The sequence below is a fragment of the Octadecabacter dasysiphoniae genome (genome assembly GCF_021532615.1).
Classification (GTDB): Bacteria; Pseudomonadota; Alphaproteobacteria; order Rhodobacterales; family Rhodobacteraceae; genus Octadecabacter; species Octadecabacter dasysiphoniae.
Genome location: NZ_JAKGAQ010000003.1, coordinates 70,330 through 95,693, shown reverse-complemented (window position 1 = coordinate 95,693; position 25,364 = coordinate 70,330). Strand labels below are relative to the sequence as shown.

The following is a 25,364-nucleotide window of genomic DNA, read 5'->3' as shown; positions in this document are numbered from 1 at the left end:
AATCCCAAGTCAAAGCGCGAGATCAAGCACCACAGGGAAATGATCTGACGCCGCAAGAAGCGCCGCGCGCAGGTCTTTGTCGTCAAAACATTCGGCGTGATCAAAGGGATGCAAAATCGTCCAATCCGCCCCCATGCCCCGCACATCCTGCGACACCATGATATAGTCGAGCAACGCTGAAAGATATCGCCCCTCACCCCGTAACTTAAACCGTGCCGTCACAGGCCGCGCCCCAATCCGCTGCGCCAAAGCCATCCGCGCATGGGGGTCAAACAGCTGTGCCCCCTCGCCTTCGCCAAGCACAATTTCAACACCGGACCGCCCGAACAGTTTTTCGTATTCATCCAAACCCGGACCGTCGTTAAAATCACCCATGACGATCACGCTTTCGCCAATCTTCAAATGCGCTTCCACGCGGCGGCGCAGCCAAATGCACTGGGCCAATTGTTTGCGGCGGTTGGCGATTGAAATGCGCATGACCTCGGCGTCGTTGCGTGCACCGTGTGGCGCCTTGGATTTGGCATGCACCCCGATCAGGCGAAACACCGCGCCGGATGTGTGCGTGACCTCAAGTTCAAGCGGGGGTTTTGACCAGCGGATCGCCTCGGGCTTGGCATCGACATCCAGATCCATGTCCATCGTTTGATCAAACCGCGGTGCGCCGATGTCGTTTGGATCATGGCGCACGCTCAGCACATCCGGATCATACAGGAACAGAATTTCCTGTTGTGTTTCATTGACATAGCCGATGATGGCTTCGCGTGCACGAAGACCAAACCGCGCGGCGAACACCTCAAGCGCGCTGGTCCCGTCGCGCTTTGCATGGCTGTCCGGTCCCTCAACCACCATGATCCCGTCCGCATCCATGGCCTGAAACACAGCCCCCAAGGCCGCCGTTTGCTGCGCGCGGGTGACGTTCCAACGCCCTGACCAGCTGTCATCGTCGATTAGATCACCGTCATTGTTGAACAGATTTGAAAACCATTCGACATTGTAGGTCGCGATTTTCACGCGGCTTTCTCGTTGATGTCTTCCCAAGCGCGGTTGATGGCGATCATGCGCTTTTCAGCCATTTTCACGGCCTCTTCGGGCACGCCACGGGCGATCATCTGATCAGGATGGGTGTCGCGTACCAATTGCCGCCATGCCTTGCGCACCTCGGCCATCGGCGCGCCAGCGGCAACGCCCAAAACATCATAAGGATCACGTTCGGCATCCGGCACAAACTGCGCCCGCAACCGTTTGAAACGCAGATCGCCAAGGCCAAAAATATCCGCGACACGGCGCAAAAACGCATCCTCATTGGGGTGATAATGCCCGTCGGCCAGCGCGATATGAAACAGCCCTTCCATCAAATCGCATAGGGGTGCCGCCGTATCATCACCGTACATCGCCTTGATTTTATGGGCGTAATCCTCAAACCCGGCGACGTCCTTGCGGGCAAGATTAAACAGGCGGCCCGCGTTTTTTTCTTCACCCGCGGGGATTGTGAACACCTCGCGGAAGGCCGCAACTTCGTCTTTGGTTACTTGTCCGTCCGCCTTCGCCATCTTCGCCCCAAGCGCAATCACCGCAATGGCAAAGGCAACCGACCTTTCGGGCGGCGTGCGCAAGTTTGCAAAAACATCAGACAGGCTTTCGCCGGATGTGAGGGACGACAATGCGTCAGTGATACGGGTCCAAATCGACATGCGGCGATCTTACCCAAACTTCGCGCCGATGTCAGAGCCGTTTTTGCATCAACACAAGATCCATCCAACGACCGAATTTGCGCCCGACCTCGGGCAGCACCGCAACATGTTCAAACCCGAGCTTTTCATGAAACGCGACACCGCCCGCGTTTTCCGCGCTGACGCCCGCCCAAAGCGAATGCACATCCGCCGCGCGGGCATGCGCCATCACAGCCTGCATCAATTCCTGACCCGCGCCCTGCCCTTGTGATGCAGGCGCAAGGATAATGGTGTGCTCCATCGTGTGTTGGTAGCCTATGCCTCCGCGAAATTGATCGTAGGTGGCAAATCCAACGACAGCGCCATCAATCTCGACCACCAAGAAACAAGGCCGTGCAGCGATTATTGCAGCGACGTCAGCTGCGGTTTTGACGATCGAGTTGAATGTCACGACCGATCCCAGAATTTGTGGGTTCCAAAATGCGGCGATGTCCGCTGCGTCTGCCAATACCGCGTCCCGGATGATCAAAGCGTTACCCTCCCTTTCGGGGTGTCAAAAGTTGCCTGCAATGTCACGTTTGATGCGGTTTCGAACTGAATGCGTGGATCGGACAGATCTGGCAATTCATCCCTGATTTCTTCGGCCTGCGGGTGCGCAATTGTAAGTGATCGCAACGCAACGCCGGATGTCGGCAAACTGCGCCCGGGCGGGGTGTCGGTATGCCATCGCAAGACCGTCGGATACGCGCCGCCCAAGGGCAGGCTCCCGTCTGCCGGCGCGCCCATATCCCAGCGTAAATCATTGCGCTGCATCGCAACGCTTTGCATGCCGTGGCGCAATGTCGGTTCAAAATCGACAGGCTCACAAATCCAGTTCACCAATCGCGGCGGGCCTGAAAACGTATCCAGCCCGAACCACCGTGGCCCCTCGCTTTTCGCGTCAGGGTCAACGGCAATGACCTCCAGATACAATTCATCCGCAAGGCCCAGCAACCGATTGTGCGTTCCAAACCGCGCATGTTTCCCGCCGCCAAGGAAAGTCACGCCCAGTTTTTCCTGCGCCCATGCCACTCCATCTTCAAGCGTTTCAGCACCGATCGCCAAATGATCCAACCGCATTGCGCTACCCCTTGGTTGCCCGGATCAACCGCAAGATATCCCGCGCCGCGTCGGGAATGTTGGTCCCGGGACCAAAAATTGCCTTCACGCCAGATTTCTTCAAGAAATCATAGTCTTGCTGTGGAATAACGCCGCCGCAAATCACCAAAATATCGTCCGCATCTGCAGCACGAAGCGCCTCGATCAACTTCGGTGCCAGTGTCTTGTGCCCCGCGGCCTGCGATGAAATTCCGATCACATGAACGTCGTTATCCACCGCATCTTGCGCCGCTTCTTCGGGTGTTTGAAACAACGGGCCGACGTCGACATCAAACCCGATATCGGCAAAGGCCGTCGCGATCACCTTTGCGCCACGGTCATGCCCGTCCTGGCCCATTTTAACAACCAGCATACGGGGTCGTCGGCCTTCGGCTTCTGCGAAATCTTCTACATCTTTCTGGATTGCAGCGAAGCCTTCGTCGCCTTCATAGGCCGCGCCATACACCCCAGCGAGGGTTTTGACCTCGGCGCGGTGGCGACCAAATACGTTTTCCATTGCCATGCTGATTTCCCCCACAGATGCACGGTGACGCGCGGCTTCGACAGCCGCTTCCAATAGGTTACCGCCTTCATTGGCGCGCCGTTCCACTTCGGTCAACGCCGCATCACAGGCCGCCTGATCCCGCGTTTCGCGGATTTTCTTGAGGCCTGCCACCTGCCCGATCCGCACTTTGTCATTGTCGATATTCAGGATGTCGATCGGGTCTTCTTTGTCCAAACGGTACTTGTTCACGCCAACTATGACCTCGCTCCCGCGGTCAATCATCGCTTGGCGTTTGGCTGCGGATTCCTCAATCCGCAGTTTCGGCATGCCGGACGCGACGGCCTTGGTCATGCCGCCCATTTCTTCGACCTCTTGGATAATTTTCCAAGCCTCATCCGCCAGATCCGCGGTGAGTTTTTCAACGTAATATGACCCCGCCAACGGATCGACGACATTAGTTACGCCGGTTTCTTCTTGCAAAATCAATTGGGTATTGCGCGCGATGCGGGCTGCAAATTCGGTGGGCAAAGCAATCGCTTCGTCCAGCGCGTTGGTGTGCAGGGATTGCGTGCCGCCCAGCACAGCCGCCATCGCTTCATACGCCGTGCGCACGACATTGTTGTAGGGGTCTTGTTCTTGCAAAGACACGCCCGAAGTCTGGCAATGGGTGCGCAGCATGCTGGATTTTTCAGACTTGGGTTCAAACTCCGCCATAATGCGCGACCACAACAGACGCGCGGCGCGCAATTTTGCGGCCTCCATGAAAAAGTTCATGCCAATGGCAAAGAAAAAGGAAAGGCGCGGCGCAAACGCATCAACGTCCATGCCACGTGCAATTGCGGTGCGTACATATTCGCGCCCATCCGCCAGCGTAAACGCCAGTTCCTGCACCAAATTCGCGCCCGCTTCTTGCATGTGATAGCCGGAAATCGAAATGGAATTGAACTTCGGCATGTGATCGGCGGTGTATTCAATGATGTCCGCAATGATCTGCATCGACGGTTCCGGCGGATAGATATAGGTGTTGCGCACCATAAATTCCTTGAGAATATCGTTCTGGATCGTGCCAGACAGAACCGCCCGGTCATGGCCCTGTTCTTCGCCAGCCACGATAAAATTCGCAAGAATCGGAATGACAGCGCCGTTCATCGTCATGGAAACACTGACTTTATCGAGCGGAATACCGTCGAACAGAACCTTCATGTCCTCGACACTGTCAATCGCGACGCCCGCTTTGCCGACATCGCCAACAACACGGGGATGGTCGCTGTCATAGCCGCGGTGCGTCGCCAGATCGAAAGCGACCGACACGCCCTGCTGCCCTGCAGCAAGTGCTTTGCGATAAAACGCGTTGGATTCCTCAGCGGTTGAGAATCCTGCATACTGGCGGATCGTCCACGGCCGGCCCGCATACATCGTTGATTTCACACCACGCGTAAATGGTGCTTCACCCGGCATCGTGCCAAGATGATCAACACCTTCGAGGTCATCCGCGCCATAAACGGGTTGGACATCGATGCCTTCGATTGTCTTCCACGTCAAATCCGCAAGAGGCCTGCCGCGCAGTTCAGCCTGCGCCCGTTCGGACCACGCGCTATGTGGCCCCGCCTTTTTGTCTACCATCGTTATGTCCTCCGAAAAGCACCGCCGCGTGTTGCGCGGTGCGTGTCACATCAGCCCTGTCAGGGTGCGGCGCAGACGTTGATCGCCCACTGCCAATCTCGTTCTTAATTCCGTGCGCCAACATGTGGACGCCACTTGTATCATCTGGCGTCGGGCCGTGGCGACCATCGACATACCGCGCCAGCCCTTCTGCACCCGATGCCAGCCACGTTAAATCACGGCGGTATTCGGCGCGCAGGACGTTACGCTGGTCTTCATCAAACGGCATCCACCGCGTTCCCGCTTCTATCGGGCCGTCTTTGACCGGACGTTCACCGCGCATGGCCAAAATTGTGTTCAATCGCATCAGATCAGCACCGCGATTGCGCCAGAGATCGCCGTTTTCAAGGCCCTTGAAATCCTGTGGCCACATCGCCCGCAGTTGGGCCTCGGGATGGTCTGCCATACGTTCAAACGGCCAAACGACAATATCCGCTTGGGGGAACGCCGCTGCAATATCACGGATCATCGCGCGCCATCGTCGTGGTTGGGTCGTCAAAAAATCGAGTAAATCTACGCTGGGCAAAACACCACCCCGCGCCACGAGATTAACAAGGCAGGACGCCCAATAATCCTCGTAGCTGCGGATCGACAACGCCACCGTCAGCTTTTGCCCCTCAAACGCGGGCTGAAACCGCATCAGGCGTTCGCGCAGCAACGAATAGAGCCGTGTATCGAGGATGTTGTTGCGCATCGAGCCAAGGATATTTTCCTCAGAGATCAGCAACGCCTTTTGCCCGCCGTTGCGCAGACGCGCCATTTCCACCCGCATCCGCCCGATGGACCTGATCGCGTTGCGTTCATCCTTGATCGAAATCAGCGCGGGATGGCGCACAAGGCCGCACAGCAATCCATCGCGGGTCCGTTTGGGTGTCCAACACGTCAGACCTTGCTTGGCTAATTTGGTGCGGTTGTTCCACAGATAAGATTGAAACGTCGTCGACGCGCAGCGATGTGCACCCAAATGTAGTAAAATATCCAACGGACCATGCCCCCTTCGATCAATGCCCGCTGGCGCATTCACGCTTCGCTGGCTTTGATCAGGGCAATGGCGCGTTAAACTAACGATAGGGTTAACGGTAAAAATGTTGTGGTTAGTGAAACGTAAGGCCTTAGCCTTTTCGACAAGACCCCCTATATCAGGGGAGAAGGGGACAGACATGATCCGTATTTTAGCTTTAGTTTCTTGGGGTTTGGCCGCCACAGTTGCCACCGCCCAAGACGTAGAAACCCTTAGCCCCGTTGAGGCATGGGAAGTCGACAGATCCGTCGCATTTGATGCAACTTCGCTAGATATAGATGATTTTATCTGGCTCGCGCGCCCCGTTGTCGTGTTTGCAGACACTCCAAACGATCCGCGATTCCGCCAACAAATGGAGCTTTTGGCCGCCCGCCCGGATGATCTGGCGGACCGCGATGTCGTCATTTTGACAGACACCGATCCCGATGCGCGCAGTGATCTGCGGCTGCGGTTGCGCCCGCGCGGGTTTATGATGGTGCTGATCGGCAAAGACGGGCAGATCGAATTGCGCAAACCCGCGCCTTGGGACGTGCGTGAAATCACCCGTTCCATCGACAAAATGCCGCTGCGCGAACAAGAAGTCGAAGACAGGCGCGCGCTCCCGTAGGTCATCACGTCACCGCCCAGCGCACGCTCGGCACGTCGCTCAGGCGGCGCATGTGGCGTTTGTAGCGTTGGCTCAGGTGTTTTTTCTCATCGTCCGAAAATACTGTCGGGCGGGGCGTGTCGTCTTTGCGGGCGTTGATTTTGCCGTCAGGCACGACGATCATATCATCGTCGAGGCCCGACAGCGCCGCACAAATCTCGCGTGTGTTGGTGCCAAGATCTTCCTGACGCCACATGAGAATATCTGCGTCCGCCCAAACGGCGCCCACGTCCTCAACCACGTCCGGCCAGCCGCGTTTATCATCAAGCAACACTGGGCGGATGGTATCAACCGGTGGGGCCGCCTGCCCTGCCTGTGGCAAGTAATGAAAGGCGGATGTCCACACCGCGCCGTAGTCCCGCACACCCAAGGCCACCGTTTTCGGTGACGTCGGCAAAATGCTGTCGAACGCGGCGAGCCTGCGCACCACCTGCGGGTAAAACCGTTTCGTGCGAAAATTGTTGCGCATCCCGCCCATCAGGTTTTCTTCGGACATGATCAGGGTTTTGACGCCGCGCGCGCGTTCCTGCGCCACGTCGTGCGCAATCTCGGACGCAAGGCGATCCAGCGCCACCGCCGCCTTTTTGTCGACAGGCACAAGATCATCGTCAAGGCGCTGCGCGGTCATCTGGAACCCCGACATATCGCGCAGCCGACGCGGAGCCCACATCGCGACACCACAGTCAGGATGCGCCGCAATCGTTGCCGTGATTGTGCGTTCGACCATGGTCGATCCCGTGCGATGAGCGCCGATATGTAGGACGAGGTCCAAAGGTTACTCGAACTCCATAATCACATCATCCACCGACAGGCTGTCACCCGCCGCTGCATTGATCTTTGTCACGACGGCCTTCTTCTCAGCCCGCAGGATGTTTTCCATCTTCATAGCTTCCACCGTGCACAACGCTTGGCCGTCCTGCACTTCGTCGCCCACCTTTACATCCAGTTTCACGATCAAACCGGGCATCGGGCACAGCAGCATCTTGGACGTATCGGGCGGAAGTTTCACAGGCATTAACTTGGCCAGCTCCGCCTGACGCGGCGTGCGCACGCGCACCTTCATTTCCGCCCCGCGATAACGGACGTTAAAGCCCGCCGAAATCTGCGCGACCTTCATCACCAGCGGCGCGCCGTTTACAGTCAACTTTGCCAAAGGCTGGCCCGGGGTCCATTCGCTTTCAACGCGGTACTCAGCGCCATCAATGGCCACGGTGGCACCCTGTTTGTCGGCGGACACATGGGCGTTCAACGCGTGATCATCCAGCGTCACAACCCAGTCTTCGCCCACTTTGCGTTCATGGTTGTCCATCCGGCCGGAAATCTTTGCACGGCGAATTTCGCACACGCGGTACATGGCAACCGCCGCGGCACCGATCACGTTCAATGTCTCTGTCGGGAGATCAACACCGTCAAACCCGTCCGGGAATTCTTCTTCGATGAAGGCCGTTGTCATGTTGCCGGATGTGAATTTTTCGTGGTCATAGACCGCAGACAGGAACGGGATGTTATGGCCGATCCCCTCGACCTCGAAACTGTCCAAGGCAACGCGCATTTCTTCGATCGCCTCGCTGCGGGTCGGGGCCCATGTGCACAGCTTGGCGATCATCGGGTCGTAATACATCGAAATTTCGCCCCCGTCATACACGCCCGTATCATTGCGCACCGCATGCGTGCCTGTCGCAGCGTCGCCCTGCCATTTACCGTTGGTCACCAACGGACCTGCAGCGACCTCCATCGGGGGGCGGTAAGTTGTCAGGCGGCCAATTGACGGAAGGAAGCCGCGATAGGGGTCTTCTGCATACAGGCGGCTTTCCATGGCCCAGCCCGTCAGGGTCACATCATCCTGCGCCATCGACAGCTTTTCGCCGTAGGCCACGCGGATCATCTGTTCGACCAGATCAACACCTGTGATCAGCTCTGTCACAGGGTGTTCCACCTGCAAACGGGTGTTCATCTCAAGGAAATAGAAATTCCGGTCCCCGTCGACGATAAATTCCACCGTGCCCGCAGACGCATAATCAACTGCTTTTGCCAATGCGACCGACTGCTCCCCCATGGCTTTGCGGGTGGCCTCATCCAGAAACGGGCTTGGCGCTTCTTCGATCACCTTTTGCTGGCGGCGCTGAATGCTACATTCCCGCTCACCCAGATAAATGCCGTTGCCGTGGGTGTCGCACAGCACCTGAATTTCGATGTGACGCGGCTGGGTGACGAATTTTTCAATGAAAATCCGGTCATCGCCAAACGAATTGGCCGCTTCGTTCTTCGAGGATTGGAACCCTTCGCGCGCGCCGTCGTCGTCCCACGCAATCCGCATCCCTTTACCGCCGCCACCAGCAGATGCTTTGATCATCACCGGATAGCCGATCTCGTTGGAAATCTTCACCGCTTCTTCGGCGTCTTCAATCAGCCCCATATGCCCGGGGACGGTAGACACATTGGCGTCTTGGGCGATTTTCTTGGACGTGATTTTATCGCCCATCTTTTCAATCGCACCCTTTGGCGGCCCAATAAACGCAACGCCCGCGGCGGCCAAGGCCTCTGCAAATTTGGCGTTCTCTGACAAGAACCCGTAGCCGGGGTGCACCGCCTCTGCGCCGGTTGCTTTGATGGCTTCCATGATCTTGTCGATCACGATGTAGGACTGGTTCGCGGGGGGCGGGCCGATGTGATACGCTTCATCCGCCATAGACACATGTAGCGCGTTGCGGTCCGCGTCTGAATACACAGCCACCGTCTTGATCCCCATCTTGCGGGCTGTCTTAATAACGCGGCAGGCAATCTCACCACGGTTGGCGATCAGGATTTTGTTGAACATAGTCAGCCCTTCAGAATGCAAAACCGCCGCTCAGGAGGAATCCTGAACGGCGGTCAAATTGAAATCGTGCCCCGAAAAAGGGCGTGTTTGCCTTAGCGGCAGATGGTTGTGACTTCGTCGCAAAGCGCGCCGGCCGCGCCACCAACAATGGCACCCGTGACAGCGTCGCCACCTGTGGAAGTTGCGATAACTGCGCCAACGCCAGCACCGGCAAGGCCGCGCTCAAGATCGTTGTCCAGACATGCGGAAAGCGAAGCAATGGCGCCAACAGCGAGAAGAAGACGGAATTTAAACATAGTTTACTGCCCTTATTTTGCATTAAGATTTGCGTGGTTTTATCAGACGCAGATTCCGCGCTTTGCCCACGCAATACAAGCATTTTTTGCGCCTTGCGCGAAACATGGCTCAAATCCACCATCGCCCTTGCAAATAAGGGTGTCGGCCTGGACCCAAAGGGACCAGACCGACGAGGGGAAGGGTAACGGTATTGACAATGTAGAGCGGCCCGATTGCTGGACGGCCCGTCCACAATCAAAGGTTTGCACACGGGGTTGCAGCTGTCATCGCCATTGATCACGGCGCCACCAAAATGAGCCATTTCCCGCCAAAGTTGTATTTTGATAGGCCGAAAGCCGCGCATGTTCCTCGCCCTCTCAGTTCTGGCCAGGCGCCCAATCAGGGCGAAAAATATCGGGGAAAGACTGCTCAACACGTTTTAGATCAAGCTTAAGCAGGGCTTCGTACCCTTGGGGATCAAAGGGATCTTCGGCGGGTATGACTTCGCGGCCGAACAGGAAATTCAAACGCCCCGCGTCAAGGTTACCACGTTCAAACGGCTCCTCGCCGAAGTGTTCCTTCAGCGCCCACATGAATCCTTCATCCGCACGACGGTCCGCAGGACGACGATCCGCATAGCGTTCCCGTTGGAACAGCTTGGGCGGCAAACCCTTTTTGACGGGTTGGCGAATGGTAAATTGGAAATCGGTGCTCGGAAGGCGGCTCGGAAAGCCGCGGTGCTTTGGCATGTAAAGCATTACGCACACCCTCCGGCTGGGGTGGCGGGGTGTGGGACAGGCGTTGCCGCCTGCCCCATGCAATTATCAGAGCTTACCGGAGTAGGTTGGCTCGATTGTGACTGGAACCGGGTCAACGACCACGAATTCTTCAACGTCACCTGCGTTGTTGGCACCGCATGCTGCCATAACGGCCAGCAGGGAAACGGCAAAAAGGCTTTTGATGCTCTTAGACATGTTAGTCTCCTGTCTCTGTTTTTCACACGGGAACAGCCGGCACTGCGCCGGTTGTCACCCGCCTCTCGAGGGTAGGTCACTTGGGTGTAACCTTGTGGAAAACTACCGTTAATCTTGTTGAAAAGATACGAGCCGGAAACCGCGGCATCCGCCTGTGACTCAGCCGCTACAATACACGTCTTGGATGAGCTTCGCAGCGCAACATATTGTGGATACATCAGAATTCCTCCCAGATGCAGAGGTCATTTTCAGGTCGAAAAATCTCGAAGAATTGCAAAACGTCCGGATTGTCTTCTCCGAACGGGATATCCACAGCCGACATCGACAACACGATCTGGCTCGGGCTCAGGGCGTTCGCGGCCAGCACGGGCATAACCTGCTGATCACAGACAACCTGAAAATCATCAAAGACATCGGCGTAGGTCAAGCGTGTCCCGATGTCGGGCGCAAGAAACCGGAACCGGACCCGATCGCCGTCATTCTCCGAGATAAACTCAAGAAACGTGAGCGGTTGCCCAGACGGCACGGGGATGTCCTGCGCAGCAACAGAACCGCCCAATGCGGTCAAGGTTGCAATAAGACAAATGGGGGCCAGCACCCCCCCCTGCATCATTGGATTAAAGTGGGATATTGTCATGCTTTTTCCACGGCATCTGCGCCTGTTTTCCGCGCAAACCCGCAAAGGCGCGGCACAAACGTTTACGCGTTGAGCCAGGCATGATGACCTCATCCACGAAACCGCGTTCAGCGGCCACAAACGGGTTGGCGAACCGATCTTCGTAGTCCTTTGTATGGGCCGCCGTCTTTTCTGCGTCGCCCAGATCGGCGCGATGGATAATCTCTGTTGCACCCTTGGCGCCCATCACGGCGATTTCCGCTGTTGGCCATGCATAATTGATGTCCCCGCGCAGGTGCTTGGACGACATGACCACATAGGCACCACCGTAAGCTTTGCGCGTGATCACCGTGACTTTGGGCACCGTTGCTTCGCCATAGGCAAACAACAATTTTGCACCGTGTTTGATCACGCCGTTATATTCCTGCGTCACACCGGGCAGAAAGCCGGGAACGTCGACCAGTGACAGGATCGGGATTTCGAACGCATCACAGAACCGCACAAAACGCGCGGCCTTGCGCGCGCTGTCAATGTCCAACACCCCTGCCAAAACCATCGGCTGATTGGCGACAACACCCACGGTCTGCCCTTCGAGGCGGATAAATCCGGTCAGCATATTACCAGCAAAGTCAGCCTGAATTTCGTAAAAATCGCCTTCATCGGCAATCTTATGGATCAGCTCTTTCATATCGTAGGGCTGGTTGGGATTGTCGGGGATCAATGTATCCAGGCTCGGTTCAACCCGCGCGACATCGTCGAAAAACGGACGCACTGGGGCCTTCTGGCGATTGTTCAGCGGAAGGAAATCAATCAAACGGCGGACTTCTGCGATGGCCTGAACGTCATCTTCAAACGCACCATCCGCAACGGATGATTTGCGCGTGTGGGTCGTGGCACCGCCCAATTCTTCTGCCGTGACGACTTCGTTGGTGACGGTCTTGACCACGTCGGGGCCTGTCACAAACATGTAAGAAGAATCTTTTACCATAAAGATGAAGTCGGTCATGGCCGGCGAATACACCGCACCACCCGCGCACGGACCCATGATCAGGCTGATTTGCGGCACCACACCGGACGCCATGATGTTGCGCTGAAAAATGTCGCCATAGCCACCAAGGCTATCGACACCTTCCTGGATGCGTGCGCCACCACTGTCGTTGATGCCGATAATTGGCGCACCGTTCTGCATCGCCATATCCATGATCTTGACGATCTTGGCCGCATGCGTCGCAGAAACAGACCCACCCAGAACCGTGAAGTCTTGTGCGTAAACATACACTTGTCGGCCATTGACCGTGCCCCACCCAGTTACAACACCGTCACCTGCGGGTCGGGTTTTTTCCATGCCGAAATCCGCGCTACGGTGCGTGACAAAGGTGTCGTATTCTTCAAAACTTCCTTCATCCAACAACAGCTCAATCCGCTCGCGGGCGGTCAGCTTGCCCTTGGCATGCTGCGAGTCGATGCGTTTTTGCCCGCCACCAAGACGCGCGTCCTCGCGTCGACGTTCAAGCTCTTTCAGGATTTCGGTCATGATCTGCCCCCTAAGTTTGGAATAAGCTAACCCAATTCAACGGATGATCCCATGGGCTTCTCGCAAATTTGCAAAGTAGTTCATTAACAACCATCAAGCTTTGCAAACTTGCGAATGTCTGGTTCGATTTCGTTGGACGCCCCCGCCCGACAGGGATAGCTGTTGACCATGTCCAAAGCCCCGACCATCCGGTTCTTAGACCGCACAACACCACCACATATCGCCACGCTGATCTTGATGGCCGGGATCGGCGCGCTGTCGCTGAACGTGTTCCTCCCGTCCCTGCCATCGATGGCTGAACATTTCGGCGTTGAATACAGCCTGATGCAGCTGTCGGTGTCGCTTTACCTTGCAACGACGGCCTTTGTTCAAATCGCAATAGGCCCGATTTCAGACCGGTACGGACGCCGCCCGATCGTGCTCGTGACCGTTGCCATATTCATTGCGACAAGCATAGGCGCCGTCTATGCCCCTAATTTTACAACCTTTTTAATATGCCGTTTGCTGCAAACATCAATCGCGACCGCATTTGTCATCAGCCGCGCAATCGTGCGCGATATGGTGCCACAAGCCCAAGCCGCATCCATGATCGGCTACGTCACGATGGGGATGTCCGTCGTTCCGATGTTGGGCCCCGCAGTTGGCGGTGTGCTGGACGAAGCGTTCGGTTGGCAGGCCTCATTCTGGCTGCTTGCGGGCGGCGGGGCGATCCTTTGGTTGATGACGTATTTCGACCAAGGCGAAACCTTTGAAAAACGCGAAGGCGGCTTTTCCGCGCAGTTCAAAGAATACCCCAAGCTGCTGACATCACAGCGTTTTTGGGGGTACTGCCTTGCTGCGGCCTTTGCCTCGGGCGCGTTCTTTGCCTACCTCGGCGGCGCGCCTTTTGTCGGATCAGACGTGTTCGGCATGGAACCTGCCGAACTGGGCCTGTATTTCGGCGCACCAGCCATCGGGTACATGGTCGGGAATGGTCTGTCGGGCCGCTATTCTGTGCGCATCGGCGTCAATCGCATGGTTCTGTATGGCGCTCTGCTGACGGTCTTGGGAATGGTCCTGCTCTTGGTGTTCGACATCGCGGGGCTTCACTATCCAATTGTTTTCTTTGGATTTATGATCTTCATCGGCCTCGGGAATGGTATTCTTTTGCCAAATGCCAACGCCGGAATGCTGTCTGTCCGTCCCGACCTTGCCGGATCGGCGGCTGGGCTTGGTGGCGCGTTCATGATCGGTGGCGGATCTGCTTTGTCGGTCATTGCGGGGTTCATCCTTGGGCCCGGAACTGGTGCACGCCCACTGATTATCTTGATGCTTTTGACGACCCTGTGCGCCGTGGCCTGCGCCCTATGGGTGATCCGCCGCGCCAACCAGATCAAGGACTAGTCCTCGACTCAACACTTTGCAAAGCCTATTAACTGATTTGCAAAGGGGAAACAGATGGCACCGCACAAACTCTATGCAGGGGCGAAGCTGCGCGAATTGCGCGGGCGCGTTGGCTGCACGCAAAAGGCATTCGCCGAAAAATTGGGGGTGTCCCTGCCCTACCTCAACCAGATGGAAAACAACAATCGCCCCGTGTCGACGACGGTCGTGTTGTCCTTGGCCCAGGAATTTGGCTTTGACGTGACCGAACTTCAATCCGGCGACGAGGCACGGCTGGTCGGCGATATGCGCGAAGCACTGGCGGACCCGATTTTCGCAGGGCCTACTCCACCGCTTGCCGATATCCGGCTCGCCGCATCAAACGCCCCTGCCCTCGCCCGCGCGTTTTTAGACCTCCACACTGCCTATCGCCAGACCCATGAAAGGCTCGCGTCGTTGGACGAAGCATTGGGGCGCGAAGACAGCCGATTGCAGGCGTCCCCCTGGGAAGAGGTCCGCGATTTCTTTCACTATTGCGACAATTACATTGATGCTGTGGATCGTGCGGCGGAAAGATTTGCACAAAACGCCCAAAATGACGTTGATGCTGCCGCACGGCGGGTATTGGGCGAAAATGGTGTGCGCGTTGTGTTGTCCAATGACGGGTCAATTCGCCACTACGACCCCGAAACCCGAATTCTGACCCTGTCCGCAAAAGCCGCCCCCGCGACGCAAAGATTCCAATTACTGTTGCAGGTCGCGCTCATCAAACAGGCAAAACTACTAGACGCAACGCTGGATCTGGCGCGGTTCCAATCAGATCAGGCCCGCGCGATCGCACAGGTCGGTTTGGCCAATTATTTCGCGGGTGCGGCGTTAATGCCCTACGGCGAATTCCTGTCTGCCGCCCAAGACACGCGCCATGACCTTGAACGGCTGGCCGACAAATTCGGCGCATCAATCGAACAGGTCGCGCACCGATTATCGACCCTGCAAAGACCCGGCGCAAAGGGAATTCCGTTCTTTTTCGTGCGCGTTGATCCCGCCGGAACAATCACAAAGCGTCACTCTGCGACGACCTTGCAGTTTGCGCGCTTTGGCGGTGCCTGCCCGCTGTGGAACGTCCATGGCGCGTTTGAAACACCGGGCCGTTGGTTGCGCCAATTGGCGGAAACCCCTGATGGCGTTCGATATTTCTGCCTTGCCCGCGATGTCAGCAAACCGGGTGGTGCCTGGGGCACACCGACACGGCGCTACGCAATCGGGTTGGGCTGTGAGGTGAAACACGCCTCGGCCGTCGTCTACGCAGACCACCTCATGACAGGCGATGCGGCCGCATTCGAACCCATCGGAATATCGTGCCGCATCTGTGAACGCAGCGCGTGCCCGCACCGATCCGTTCCACCATTGGAACGGCAACTTCGCGTGGACCCGAACGAACGCGGCATGCTACCGTATCAAATAGAATGAGGGGGATCAGTCATGGAATTAGAAGGCACACGCATCATCGCAGCGGATCGCGCCACGGTTTGGGCACATCTGAACAGCGCCGAAACCCTTAAGGCCTGCATTCCGGGCTGCGAGGAACTGACAGGATCACCCGAAGACGGGTTCGAAGCGGTCGTGAAACAAAAAGTCGGCCCCGTTAAGGCGACGTTCAAAGGGGCTGTGACCCTCCAAGACGTCGACGCACCCAACAGCTATCGTATCATCGGCGAAGGCAAAGGCGGCGTCGCTGGTTTTGCCAAAGGCGCGGCCAACGTCGCCCTCGCCGATGTCGAAGACGGCACCGAGCTTACATATCACGTGGACGCGAAGGTTGGCGGTAAACTGGCCCAACTTGGCAGCCGCATCGTGGGCGGGTTCGCCAAAAAGATGGCGGACCAGTTTTTTGAGAATTTTCAAGGCGTTGTCGAAGGCAAAGACGAAACCGCCTAAGCGCGCAGCGCCGCCCAAATCTGATCTTTCAGGCCAATGCGCTCTTTGCGCATCTGCTGCAAATGCGCATCGTCCGTGGGTTCCACATCCGTTTCTGCACGGTGAATGGCGCGGTTCACGTCGTGGTACTGATCCGCGAGTTTTGCAAAATGCGCGTCGGTGGTGCGAAGCGCTGACATGGCGTCCAGGTGTTCAGGAAATTCTTCGGCCAGTTCATGGGGCGTGTGCGACATATAATCCTCCGTTTGCTACGATACGAATATAGCAACCTTGCGGACCCGACCGCTTTGATCTTGATCAAAGCCTATCAATTTCGTGCCGCACGCCACCCTGCCGCACGGGCCTCGGCTTCGGAACAAAACCAGCGTTCTCCGTTGGCTTCGTTGATGCGGGTGTTGTCGTAATCGCGATTGTGCGGCATGTGATAAATCTGGCCTGAACCGGAAATATTACCTTTTATGAAACAGTTAGCGGACGGCGCTGCGCTGTCTGGGCTGGATGTGCGTTGCTGTGCACGAAACGCGGCCGGGGCTTGCATCTCGCTCGCCCATAGGCCAGCGCCCGTAACTTGCGCGGCCTTTTCAGCCAAATCGTAGTCCATTGAATAGCGACGATAGGCTTCGGCCAATCCATCGTTCACGATCGCTTCGCCGACGTCCTGCCCGTTTACAAAACACTTACCGATGATGCGTCCATAGCGATCCACATCCATCTGTTGGCAGGTTGCGGTGGTCCCTTGATACCGGCGACGGACCTCATCACGCACGAACGCCCCGCACGCCCATTCGCCCCGCTGATCGGACGTGCACGTCTGATCGACTTCGGGGGCATCGATGCCATGTATGCGCACACGGGCATCCCCCACATCAAACGTATCGCCGTCAATGACGCGCACAACGCCCGCTACATCGGCCATGACAGGCGACGCGAGGCACAAAATAAGGGATATCAAACGGAACATTCCGCTAACTAATTGTTAACAGCCCTTCGGATCAAGCATTAGTTTCCCGAGCAGTTAACGCTGCGCGGTTTCCCACTGCGGATGTATCCACGGCGCGTCATTGCTGGGCGCCAACGGGGCCTTCCCCAGCACGCAATCCGCGATCTTTTCACCCACCATAATCGACGGCGCGTTAAGGTTACCGTTGGTGATGCGTGGAAAAATCGAACTGTCCGCAACCCGCAAACCATCAACACCAATTACGCGCCCCATGGGGTCAACCACGGCATCGGGATCATCGGCGCGGCCCATTTTGCAGGTGCCACAGGGATGGTACGCGCTTTCGGTGTGCTCGCGGATGGTTTCATCCAACTCGGCATCTGTCTGCGCGCCAGCCCCGGGGATCAGCTCATCTCCGCGGTATCGCGCAAAGGCATCTTGGGCAAAAATCTCACGGGTGAGGCGGATGCAGGTGCGAAATTCGTCCCAGTCATCAGGGTGCGACATGTAGTTGAAAAAGATACGCGGTGCAGCGTTCGGATCGGCCGACGTCAACGTCACCGCGCCGCGCGATTTGGACCGCATCGGGCCAACATGCGCCTGAAACCCTTCGCGCGCACCTTTGCCGTCGTAACGCACTGCAATCGGCAGGAAATGGAACTGGATATCGGGATAATCCAATCCGGCCTTGGAGCGGATAAACCCCGCCGCCTCAAACTGGTTGGACGCCCCGATCCCGGATTTTGTGAACAGCCACCGCGCGCCCACCCACGCCTTCGCCAGTAAATGCCAATATTTATAAAGCGAATGGCGCCCCTTGCCCGCCATCTGGACGTACAATTCAAGATGATCCTGAAGGTTTTGTCCAACGCCAGCACGATCGGCAATCACCTCAATCCCATGTTCCGCAAGATGCGGGGCAGGGCCGATCCCCGACAACATCAACAGCTTGGGCGAATTGATTGCGGATGCGGCAATGATCACTTCGGACGTGGCGCGGATCACTTGACCATCTGTCAGTTCAACCCCGACAGCGCGCCCATTTTCGATCACAACTTTCGCAGCTGTGCCCTGCACCACCTCGCAATTGCCCGTCGCCTGTGCCGGGCGCAAATAGGCCGACGCCGCAGACCAGCGTTTGCCCTGCCAGATCGTAGCGTCAAACGGGCCGAACCCTTCTTGTTGCTCGCCGTTATAATCGGGCGTCAGTTGGTACCCCGCCTGCCCGCCTGCCTTGATAAATGCGCGTGTCAGCGGGTTGGTCCCCGGCCCGCGCGTAACGTGCAGTGGCCCGCCTTTGCCGCGCCAATCCGCATCACCGCCGCGCCCGCCATCGTGCCAGTCTTCCATCCGCTTGTAGTAGGGCAGCACGTCGGCGTAGGCCCACCCGTCCGCGCCTTGTTCGGCCCAATGATCGAAATCACGCGCATGGCCGCGCACGTAGATCATCCCGTTGATCGACGACGATCCACCAAGGACCTTGCCGCGCGGCACGGCCAGATTGCGCCCGCCCAAATGCGGCTCGGGTTCGGTTTTATAACCCCAGTCATACCGGGCCATCGACATCGGATAGGACAGCGCGGCAGGCATGTTGATCAGTGGGCCAATATCTGTCCCGCCGGTTTCGATCACGATCACGGATTTGCCGGCTTCGGCCAAACGATACGCCATGGCACAACCACCACTGCCCGCACCGACAATTACGTACTCTGACTGCATCTAGAACGGCGCCTCAACCGGGGCCATGCCCACATAAACGGATTTCAACTGGCTATAATGCTCAATCGCCGCCTTTGAATTTTCGCGCCCCACACCGGACAATTTTGATCCGCCGAACGGGGCCTCAACCGGGGCAAGGTTGTAAGTGTTGATGTAACATGTCCCCGCCTCAAACCCCGCGACCATACGATGCGCGCGGTTCAGGTCATTGGTAAACACGCCCGCCGCAAGGCCAAAGTCCGTGGCATTGGCACGCGCCAAAACGTCCGCCTCATCGTCAAAATCAAGAACACTTAAGACAGGGCCAAAAATCTCATCCGTGGCGATGGTCATGTCATCAGTTACATCCGCAAAAACAGTAGGTTGCAGGTAATATCCTGTGTCACCCTCACGCTGCCCACCGGCCACCAGACGCGCACCGTCTTTGATGCCTTTCGCGATGAAGCCCTGAACGATCTCTAGTTGGCGCTGCGACACAAGTGGCCCAAAATTAACCGCTTCATCCAGAGGATCGCCCATTTTGACGTCTTTCAAACGCTCGCTCAGCCGGGTCAAAAATGCGTCTTTGATGCCCGATTGCACGAACACCCGCGTCCCGTTCGAACACACCTGACCCGAGCTGTAGAAGTTGCCCAAAATGGCACCCCCAACAGCGTCTTCAAGGTCCGCATCATCGAAAATCACAATCGGGGATTTGCCGCCCAACTCCATGGTCACATGGCGAATTCCTTCGGCGGCCGCCGCATAAACCTTGCGCCCCGTCGGCACCGACCCCGTCAGCGAAACCTTGTCCACACGCGGATCCGTGATCAGCGCGTGGCCAACCTCGCCCATGCCTTGGATCACGTTGTAAATGCCCGCAGGTGCGCCCGCTTCGTGCAAGATTTCCGCAACCTTCAACGCACACAGCGGTGTGGTTTCGGACGGTTTGAACACCATCGCATTGCCACACGCCAGCGCAGGCGCACCCTTCCACGCAGCGATCTGGGTCGGGTAATTCCACGCACCAATACCAACGCAAACACCCAGCGCTTCGCGGCGGGTATACACGAAATCCTCGCCCAATTGGATATGCTCTCCGGTCAAGCTGCCCGCCAGACCGCCAAAATATTCCAACGCATCTGCCGCCGAAGTGGCATCAGCCACCAGCGTTTCTTGCAGCGGCTTGCCCGTGTCATTGGTCTCTAGCACGCTCAGGTCATAATTGCGGTCGCGGATCAGGTCAGCGGCGCGGCGCAGCACACGGCCACGTTCGGTTCCCGTCATCGCCGCCCACGCACCTTGCGCGCGTTTGGCCGCCGCCAGCGCTTGATCAATGATCGCGGGCGTTGCGCCATAAACAACCGCGATCTGTTCCTCGGACACAGGGCAAATCACAGGGATCGGCGTGCCGTTTTTGTCTTCGACGTACTGGCCATCAATAAAATGGCTGGCGGTAGGCTGAATGTCGTAGGGCATGTTATTCACCTCTCGGAAAGCGTTGATTTTCCTCAAGAACATTGAGGTCCATGTGATTGCGCATATAGCGTTCTGATGCTTTTTGAAGGGGCTGGTGATCCCAAGGGAAGTAGTCCCCGTTGCGCAAAGCCTCATACACCACCCAGCGGCGGGCCTGACTTTCGCGAACAGCCGCATCATAGGCCGCCAAATCCCAGCGCGCTTCGGATTTGGCGCGCAATTGGTCCAAAGTGCCTTGATGTTTTGCAACATTTGCAAGGTTGTTTTGCTCGTGCGGGTCGGCGTCCATATCAAATAACTGATCTGGATCGATCAAGCAGCGCGTGTATTTCCATTTGCCATACCGAAGGCATACCAACGGGCTGTAAGACCCTTCGGCGGCGTATTCCATCGCCACCGGTTCGGTGCGCTTTACGCCATTGCCAAGCGGCTTGAGGGACATGCCTTCGGTCCATGGCATCACCTCGTCCATGGACACGCCAGCCAGATCACACAGCGTCGGCGTCACGTCGATGTTGGATACGGGCGTTTCGATCAATCCCGGCTCCATATCAGGCGAACACACCATAAACGGCACCCGCGCGGACCCTTCGTAAAACGACATTTTGAACCACAGTCCGCGATCCCCCAGCATATCGCCGTGATCGGACACAAACAGGATTGTGGCGTCTTGTCGGGTGTCTTCCAGGGTCTGCAACACCTCCCCTACTTTATCATCAAGGTAGGAAATATTCGCGAAATAGGCACGGCGCGCACGGCGCACCTGATCTTCGGTGATGTCGAAATTCTCGTGATCATTCGCGTCAAGAATCCGCTGGGAATGCGCATCATGTTCAGCGTAGGTCATCGGGCCGACCTCGGGCATCGAATGTTCGCAATCCTCATACAAATCCCAGTATTTCTGGCGCGCAACGTACGGATCATGGGGGTGCGTGAACGATACCGTCAAACACCAAGGGCGCGCATCGTGCCCGCGCGACAGATCATACAATTTACGGGTCGCGTTGTAGCAAACCTCGTCGTCGTACTCCATTTGATTGGTGATTTCAGCCACACCCGCGCCCGTCACCGACCCCATATTGTGATACCACCAATCAATCCGCTCACCCGGTTTGCGATAATCGGGCGTCCAGCCAAAATCGGGTGGGTAGATGTCGGTCGTCAGGCGTTCCTCGAACCCGTGAAGCTGGTCGGGGCCTACAAAATGCATCTTGCCCGACAGGCACGTCTGATACCCCGCACGGCGCAAATGGTGCGCGTAGGTCGGGATAGAAGACGCAAATTCTGCTGCGTTATCATAGACCTGCGTGCGACTGGGCAATTGACCGGACATAAATGACGCACGGCCCGGCGCGCACAGTGGCGACGCCGTGTAGGCATTTTTGAAACGCGTCGATTTCGCCGCCAGCTTTTTCAAATTCGGCGCATGCAGCCAATCGGCAGGACCATCGGGAAACAGCGTTCCGTTCAACTGATCAACCATAATAATCAGGATGTTTGGCTTGGTCATGTGTTTGCTCCGGTCAAGCGGTCCAGCGCGCGCATTGCCGTTGCGTGGGCCGTTGCAGGGTCGGTGTTGCGCGCCAATGCTGCGCGCAAATATAATCCGTCAATCAAGGCGCCCAAGGTCGCCGCATCCTCAATCGGGGACAGTGACAAGGGCCGCAGCGCGTGGGTCAGATTTGATTGCAAACGGCGCTGATACAGCAACAACAGACGGTGCATGTCGGGCTGGGTCGTGGCCTGTGCGTACAACGTCATCCAAGCGGAAACCGTGGCTGGGTCAAAACACGACGGCGCAAAAGACGCTGAAATCAACGCTTCAGCGCGGGCACGCGGCGTGCGCGCCGCCCGCAATGCGGATCTCACCTCTGCGCCGAAATCGCGCAAGATCTGATGCATCGCCGCCAGAAAAATCTGGTCTTTGCCGCCAAAATAATGGTGCGCCAAGGCCGATGACATGCCCGCCTGTTTGGCGATTTGGCTGACAGTCACATCCAAAGATCCTTGGGCCCCGATCACGTCAATGGTGGCTTTAACCAAAGCCGCGCGGCGTATAGGCTCCATTCCAAGCTTTGGCATCATTTCCTCGCAGCTGTTGCCAAGCGAAGATAATTTGTTCTTTATTGACTCGTCAATCAACAAAAGCCAACCGGGAGACTATTCATGAAATCCACGATCTCAATCCTCGCCATTTGTGCGGCATCTGCGGCCGCCGCCGACGGTCACGCAAACTGCGGCACAGTCACATTTTCTGACGTAGGCTGGACAGACATCACCGCGACAACCGCCGCCACAACAGTGGTTCTACAGGCACTCGGTTATGAAACAGACATCAAAGTTCTTTCCGTTCCAGTGACGTATTCGTCCATGGCGGAAGGCGACATCGATGTGTTCTTGGGCAACTGGATGCCAACAATGGAAGGCGACATTGCCGCCTACCGCGAAGCAGGCACCGTCGACACCGTGCGCGCAAACCTTGAAGGCGCGAAATATACGCTGGCCACAAACGCAGCCGGTGCGGCCCTTGGCATCACCAGCTTTGATGCGATCGCAGCCAACGCCGACGCCCTTGAAGGCAAAATCTACGGCATTGAGGCTGGCAATGACGGCAACCGTTTGATCATCGACATGATTGAATCCGGCGCATTCGGGCTGGACGCGGACGCCATCGAAGTTGTCGAATCGTCCGAAGCAGGCATGTTGGCCCAAGTCGGCCGCGCGTCCGAACGCGACGAACCTGTTGTTTTCCTCGGTTGGGAACCCCACCCGATGAACGCCAACTACGACATGACCTATCTTGAAGGTGGCGATGATTGGTTTGGCCCCGATCTTGGCGGTGCGACAGTGTTCACAAACACATCCGCCGGCTACGTTGACGCCTGCCCGAACGTGGGCGCGCTGCTTACCAACCTTGAATTTTCCCTCGCGATGGAAAATGAAATCATGGGCGCAATCCTGAACGACGGTATGGACCCGGACGAGGCCGCAACCGCATGGATGGCCGCCAACACCGATTTTGTCGTCAGCTGGCTGGACGGCGTCACAACGATGGATGGCGGCGACGCTGAACAGGCCGTAAGAACAGCCTTGGGCATGTAAACCCGCAATGGACTTGAAAGGGCCGCCGGATGGGGCGGCCCTTTTTACTTGGGCGACAGGAGAGACACGTGAACTGGCTGACAGACAACAAAATCCCCGTAGGTGATGTGGCCGAGGCCGGATTTGACTGGCTCGAAAAGAAAGGCCGCGTGTTTTTCGACGGCATGGCCGACGCCATGGAAGCCCTGATCGACGGCATCTTATGGCTGCTTCAAACACCGCACCCTTTGTTCGTCATCGCGGCCTTCGTCGCCCTCACTTGGGTGCTGCAACGCAGCTGGAAAACCTGCCTGTTCATCGCAGCCGGATTTTTGTTCATCCTCAATCAGGACTACTGGGAAGAAACCACCGAAAGCCTGACACTTGTTTTGTCGGCCTGCGTGGTTTGCATGGGGGTCGGCGTTCCCATTGGCATCGCCGCCGCCCACCGGCCGCGATTATACGCATGGATGCGCCCCGTTCTGGACCTAATGCAAACCCTGCCCACATTCGTTTATCTCATTCCGGCCATTGTGTTTTTTGGCATCGGCATGGTGCCCGGATTGGTCGCGACGGTTATCTTCGTGCTGCCCGCACCGATCCGCCTGACACAGCTCGGCGTGTCCTCGACCCCCACAGAACTTCTAGAGGCCGCGGACGCATTCGGCGCAACAAAACGGCAAAAACTTCTCAAGGTTGAACTGCCCTCGGCCCTGCCCCAGATCATGGCGGGCCTGAACCAGACGATCATGTTATCACTGTCGATGGTGGTCATCGCCGCGCTGGTCGGTGCGGACGGATTGGGCGTGCCGGTGGTGCGCGCGTTGAACACAGTGAACGCCGCCAAGGGGTTTGAATCCGGGCTGGTCATCGTCGTTGTCGCGATCATGTTGGATCGTATGCTGCGCGTGGGGTCAAAATAATGAAAGCTGTTGAATTCAAAAACGTATCCATCGTCTTTGGTAACAAACCCGAAACCGCCTTGCCGATGATGGACGCGGGCAAGGATCGCACCGAAATCCAGAAAGCCACGGGGCAGGTTTTGGGCGTTCACAACTGCTCTCTTGATGTGGAAGCGGGCGAAATTCTTGTGCTGATGGGTCTGTCGGGCTCTGGCAAATCAACCCTGCTGCGGGCCGTCAACGGATTGAACCCCGTCGTGCGCGGCGGCGTCACGGTGCACGATGGCGATTGGTCGTGCGATGTCGGCGCGGCCCCCGCACCCGATTTACGCCGCTTGCGCCGTGAATGTGTGTCGATGGTGTTTCAACAATTCGGTCTGCTGCCGTGGCGCACCGTGCGCGACAACGTCGGGCTGGGCCTTGAACTCGGCGGCATGTCCAAGGTTGAACGCACACAGAAAGTCGATGAACAGCTTGAACTCGTCGGCCTGTCAGATCGCGCAACGGCCCTTGTCGGGGAATTGTCGGGCGGGATGCAACAGCGCGTCGGGCTTGCCCGTGCCTTTGTGACCGATGCGCCGATCCTGCTGATGGATGAACCGTTCAGCGCCCTTGATCCGCTGATCCGAACCCGCCTGCAGGACGAACTGCTTGATCTGCAAAAACGGCTGAACCGCACGATTATCTTTGTGTCCCACGACCTTGATGAAGCGTTCAAAATCGGCAACCGCATCGCGATTATGGAAGGCGGGCGCATCGTGCAATGCGGCACGCCCCGCGATATTTTCAGCAACCCGTCCAACGGCTATGTCGCTGATTTCGTGGCCAATATGAACCCGCTTGGTGTTCTGCGCGCGCGTGATGTGATGACAGATGACGCCCCCGAAAACCCCGCAGGATGGAGGGCGAAACCCAGTTCGGAACCCGTCGATGCGGAAACCCCCGTGGCGGATGTGATTGATCGATTGGACGAATTCGGCACACTGTCGGTCGTGCACAACGGCAAATCGTTGGGACACATCACGCAGAAATCCGTTCTCGCTAAGATTAGTCCGAAATCGGAAGGATAAGCGCGCCGCACCTACGCAAACGCGCACGCAGCGGC

At 57.2% G+C, this 25,364-nt stretch carries 26 protein-coding genes; 7 read left to right on the top strand and 19 right to left on the bottom strand.

The features are described from left to right. Window positions 1-9: 9 nt before the first annotated feature. Genes L0664_RS12790 through L0664_RS12765 form a run of 6 tightly spaced genes read right to left on the bottom strand, consistent with a single transcriptional unit; the run spans window position 10 to window position 5,956 of the window. Window positions 10-1,011 carry an endonuclease/exonuclease/phosphatase family protein gene (locus tag L0664_RS12790; RefSeq protein ID WP_235226278.1) on the bottom strand — a complete coding sequence of 334 codons (1,002 nt, stop codon included), beginning with the start codon at window positions 1,009-1,011 and terminating at the stop codon, window positions 10-12. Then, complete coding sequence (locus tag L0664_RS12785; RefSeq protein ID WP_235226277.1) at window positions 1,008-1,691, bottom strand: TerB family tellurite resistance protein; 684 nt, start codon at window positions 1,689-1,691, stop codon at window positions 1,008-1,010. The genes L0664_RS12790 and L0664_RS12785 overlap by 4 nt, the downstream gene beginning before the upstream one ends. 31 nt (window positions 1,692-1,722) lie before the next feature. Continuing rightward, entirely contained in the window at window positions 1,723-2,196 is a 474-nt protein-coding gene (locus tag L0664_RS12780) for a GNAT family N-acetyltransferase (RefSeq protein WP_235226625.1), read from the bottom strand. Continuing rightward, complete coding sequence (locus tag L0664_RS12775; RefSeq protein WP_235226276.1) at window positions 2,196-2,789, bottom strand: VOC family protein; 594 nt, start codon at window positions 2,787-2,789, stop codon at window positions 2,196-2,198. The genes L0664_RS12780 and L0664_RS12775 overlap by 1 nt, the downstream gene beginning before the upstream one ends. A 4-nt stretch (window positions 2,790-2,793) precedes the next feature. Further along, window positions 2,794-4,935: a methylmalonyl-CoA mutase gene (gene scpA, locus L0664_RS12770; protein WP_235226275.1), complete on the bottom strand. Its 2,142-nt coding sequence runs from the start codon at window positions 4,933-4,935 to the stop codon at window positions 2,794-2,796. Then, window positions 4,907-5,956 (bottom strand): hypothetical protein, encoded by a 1,050-nt coding sequence (locus L0664_RS12765; RefSeq protein WP_235226274.1) that lies wholly within the window; start codon window positions 5,954-5,956, stop codon window positions 4,907-4,909. Before L0664_RS12765 ends, scpA begins: the two co-directional genes overlap by 29 nt. 178 nt (window positions 5,957-6,134) lie before the next feature. On the opposite strand from L0664_RS12765, the gene L0664_RS12760 reads away from it, so the two are divergent. Next, a complete protein-coding gene (locus tag L0664_RS12760) occupies window positions 6,135-6,602 on the top strand; it encodes a DUF4174 domain-containing protein (protein ID WP_235226273.1) in 468 nt (155 codons plus the stop codon). Between the two features lie 4 nt (window positions 6,603-6,606). Here the strand turns inward: L0664_RS12760 and L0664_RS12755 are convergent, their stop codons facing one another. The 7 genes from L0664_RS12755 to L0664_RS12725 form a co-directional block, all read right to left on the bottom strand. Next, window positions 6,607-7,368: a hypothetical protein gene (locus L0664_RS12755; RefSeq protein ID WP_235226272.1), complete on the bottom strand. Its 762-nt coding sequence runs from the start codon at window positions 7,366-7,368 to the stop codon at window positions 6,607-6,609. Between the two features lie 48 nt (window positions 7,369-7,416). Continuing rightward, the gene (locus L0664_RS12750) at window positions 7,417-9,459 is read right to left on the bottom strand and encodes an acetyl-CoA carboxylase biotin carboxylase subunit (RefSeq protein WP_235226271.1); all 2,043 of its coding nucleotides are present in this window, start codon (window positions 9,457-9,459) and stop codon (window positions 7,417-7,419) included. A gap of 10 nt (window positions 9,460-9,469) precedes the next feature. Next, a complete protein-coding gene (locus tag L0664_RS12745) occupies window positions 9,470-9,877 on the bottom strand; it encodes a hypothetical protein (protein WP_235226270.1) in 408 nt (135 codons plus the stop codon). A gap of 235 nt (window positions 9,878-10,112) precedes the next feature. Continuing rightward, a complete protein-coding gene (locus L0664_RS12740) occupies window positions 10,113-10,484 on the bottom strand; it encodes a hypothetical protein (protein ID WP_235226624.1) in 372 nt (123 codons plus the stop codon). A gap of 75 nt (window positions 10,485-10,559) precedes the next feature. Beyond that, complete coding sequence (locus L0664_RS12735) at window positions 10,560-10,709, bottom strand: hypothetical protein (protein WP_235226269.1); 150 nt, start codon at window positions 10,707-10,709, stop codon at window positions 10,560-10,562. 217 nt (window positions 10,710-10,926) lie between these two features. Further along, window positions 10,927-11,268, bottom strand: coding sequence for a DUF6497 family protein (locus L0664_RS12730; RefSeq protein ID WP_235226268.1), 342 nt, complete (start codon window positions 11,266-11,268; stop codon window positions 10,927-10,929). Window positions 11,269-11,326: 58 nt separating this feature from the next. After that, entirely contained in the window at window positions 11,327-12,859 is a 1,533-nt protein-coding gene (locus tag L0664_RS12725; RefSeq protein ID WP_235226267.1) for an acyl-CoA carboxylase subunit beta, read from the bottom strand. Between the two features lie 168 nt (window positions 12,860-13,027). Between L0664_RS12725 and L0664_RS12720 the strand changes: the two genes are divergently transcribed. Genes L0664_RS12720 through L0664_RS12710 form a run of 3 tightly spaced genes read left to right on the top strand, consistent with a single transcriptional unit; the run spans window position 13,028 to window position 16,159 of the window. Next, entirely contained in the window at window positions 13,028-14,242 is a 1,215-nt protein-coding gene (locus L0664_RS12720) for a multidrug effflux MFS transporter (protein ID WP_235226266.1), read from the top strand. Between the two features lie 54 nt (window positions 14,243-14,296). Then, window positions 14,297-15,691: a helix-turn-helix domain-containing protein gene (locus L0664_RS12715; protein WP_235226265.1), complete on the top strand. Its 1,395-nt coding sequence runs from the start codon at window positions 14,297-14,299 to the stop codon at window positions 15,689-15,691. Between the two features lie 12 nt (window positions 15,692-15,703). After that, window positions 15,704-16,159, top strand: coding sequence for a CoxG family protein (locus L0664_RS12710; RefSeq protein WP_235226264.1), 456 nt, complete (start codon window positions 15,704-15,706; stop codon window positions 16,157-16,159). Here the strand turns inward: L0664_RS12710 and L0664_RS12705 are convergent. From L0664_RS12705 to betI, 6 genes are all read right to left on the bottom strand, one after another. Then, entirely contained in the window at window positions 16,156-16,392 is a 237-nt protein-coding gene (locus L0664_RS12705) for a YdcH family protein (RefSeq protein WP_235226263.1), read from the bottom strand. The two genes, L0664_RS12710 and L0664_RS12705, sit on opposite strands and share 4 nt — an antisense overlap. Window positions 16,393-16,466: 74 nt before the next feature. After that, the gene (locus L0664_RS12700) at window positions 16,467-17,120 is read right to left on the bottom strand and encodes a thermonuclease family protein (RefSeq protein ID WP_235226262.1); all 654 of its coding nucleotides are present in this window, start codon (window positions 17,118-17,120) and stop codon (window positions 16,467-16,469) included. Window positions 17,121-17,174: 54 nt separating this feature from the next. Next, entirely contained in the window at window positions 17,175-18,818 is a 1,644-nt protein-coding gene (betA, locus tag L0664_RS12695; RefSeq protein WP_235226261.1) for a choline dehydrogenase, read from the bottom strand. After that, window positions 18,819-20,276 carry a betaine-aldehyde dehydrogenase gene (gene betB, locus L0664_RS12690; RefSeq protein WP_235226260.1) on the bottom strand — a complete coding sequence of 486 codons (1,458 nt, stop codon included), beginning with the start codon at window positions 20,274-20,276 and terminating at the stop codon, window positions 18,819-18,821. 1 nt (window position 20,277) lies between these two features. Continuing rightward, the gene (betC, locus tag L0664_RS12685; RefSeq protein WP_235226259.1) at window positions 20,278-21,786 is read right to left on the bottom strand and encodes a choline-sulfatase; all 1,509 of its coding nucleotides are present in this window, start codon (window positions 21,784-21,786) and stop codon (window positions 20,278-20,280) included. Continuing rightward, window positions 21,783-22,358, bottom strand: coding sequence for a choline-binding transcriptional repressor BetI (betI, locus tag L0664_RS12680; RefSeq protein ID WP_235226623.1), 576 nt, complete (start codon window positions 22,356-22,358; stop codon window positions 21,783-21,785). Before betI ends, betC begins: the two co-directional genes overlap by 4 nt. A gap of 84 nt (window positions 22,359-22,442) precedes the next feature. On the opposite strand from betI, the gene choX reads away from it, so the two are divergent. The 3 genes from choX (at window position 22,443) to choV (ending at window position 25,329) form a co-directional block, all read left to right on the top strand. After that, the gene (gene choX / locus L0664_RS12675) at window positions 22,443-23,378 is read left to right on the top strand and encodes a choline ABC transporter substrate-binding protein (RefSeq protein WP_235226258.1); all 936 of its coding nucleotides are present in this window, start codon (window positions 22,443-22,445) and stop codon (window positions 23,376-23,378) included. A 68-nt stretch (window positions 23,379-23,446) separates the two neighbouring features. Then, a complete protein-coding gene (choW, locus tag L0664_RS12670; RefSeq protein ID WP_235226257.1) occupies window positions 23,447-24,280 on the top strand; it encodes a choline ABC transporter permease subunit in 834 nt (277 codons plus the stop codon). Then, window positions 24,280-25,329, top strand: a complete 1,050-nt coding sequence (gene choV, locus L0664_RS12665; protein WP_235226256.1) for a choline ABC transporter ATP-binding protein — start codon at window positions 24,280-24,282, stop codon at window positions 25,327-25,329. The genes choW and choV overlap by 1 nt, the downstream gene beginning before the upstream one ends. Window positions 25,330-25,364 lie beyond the last annotated feature (35 nt).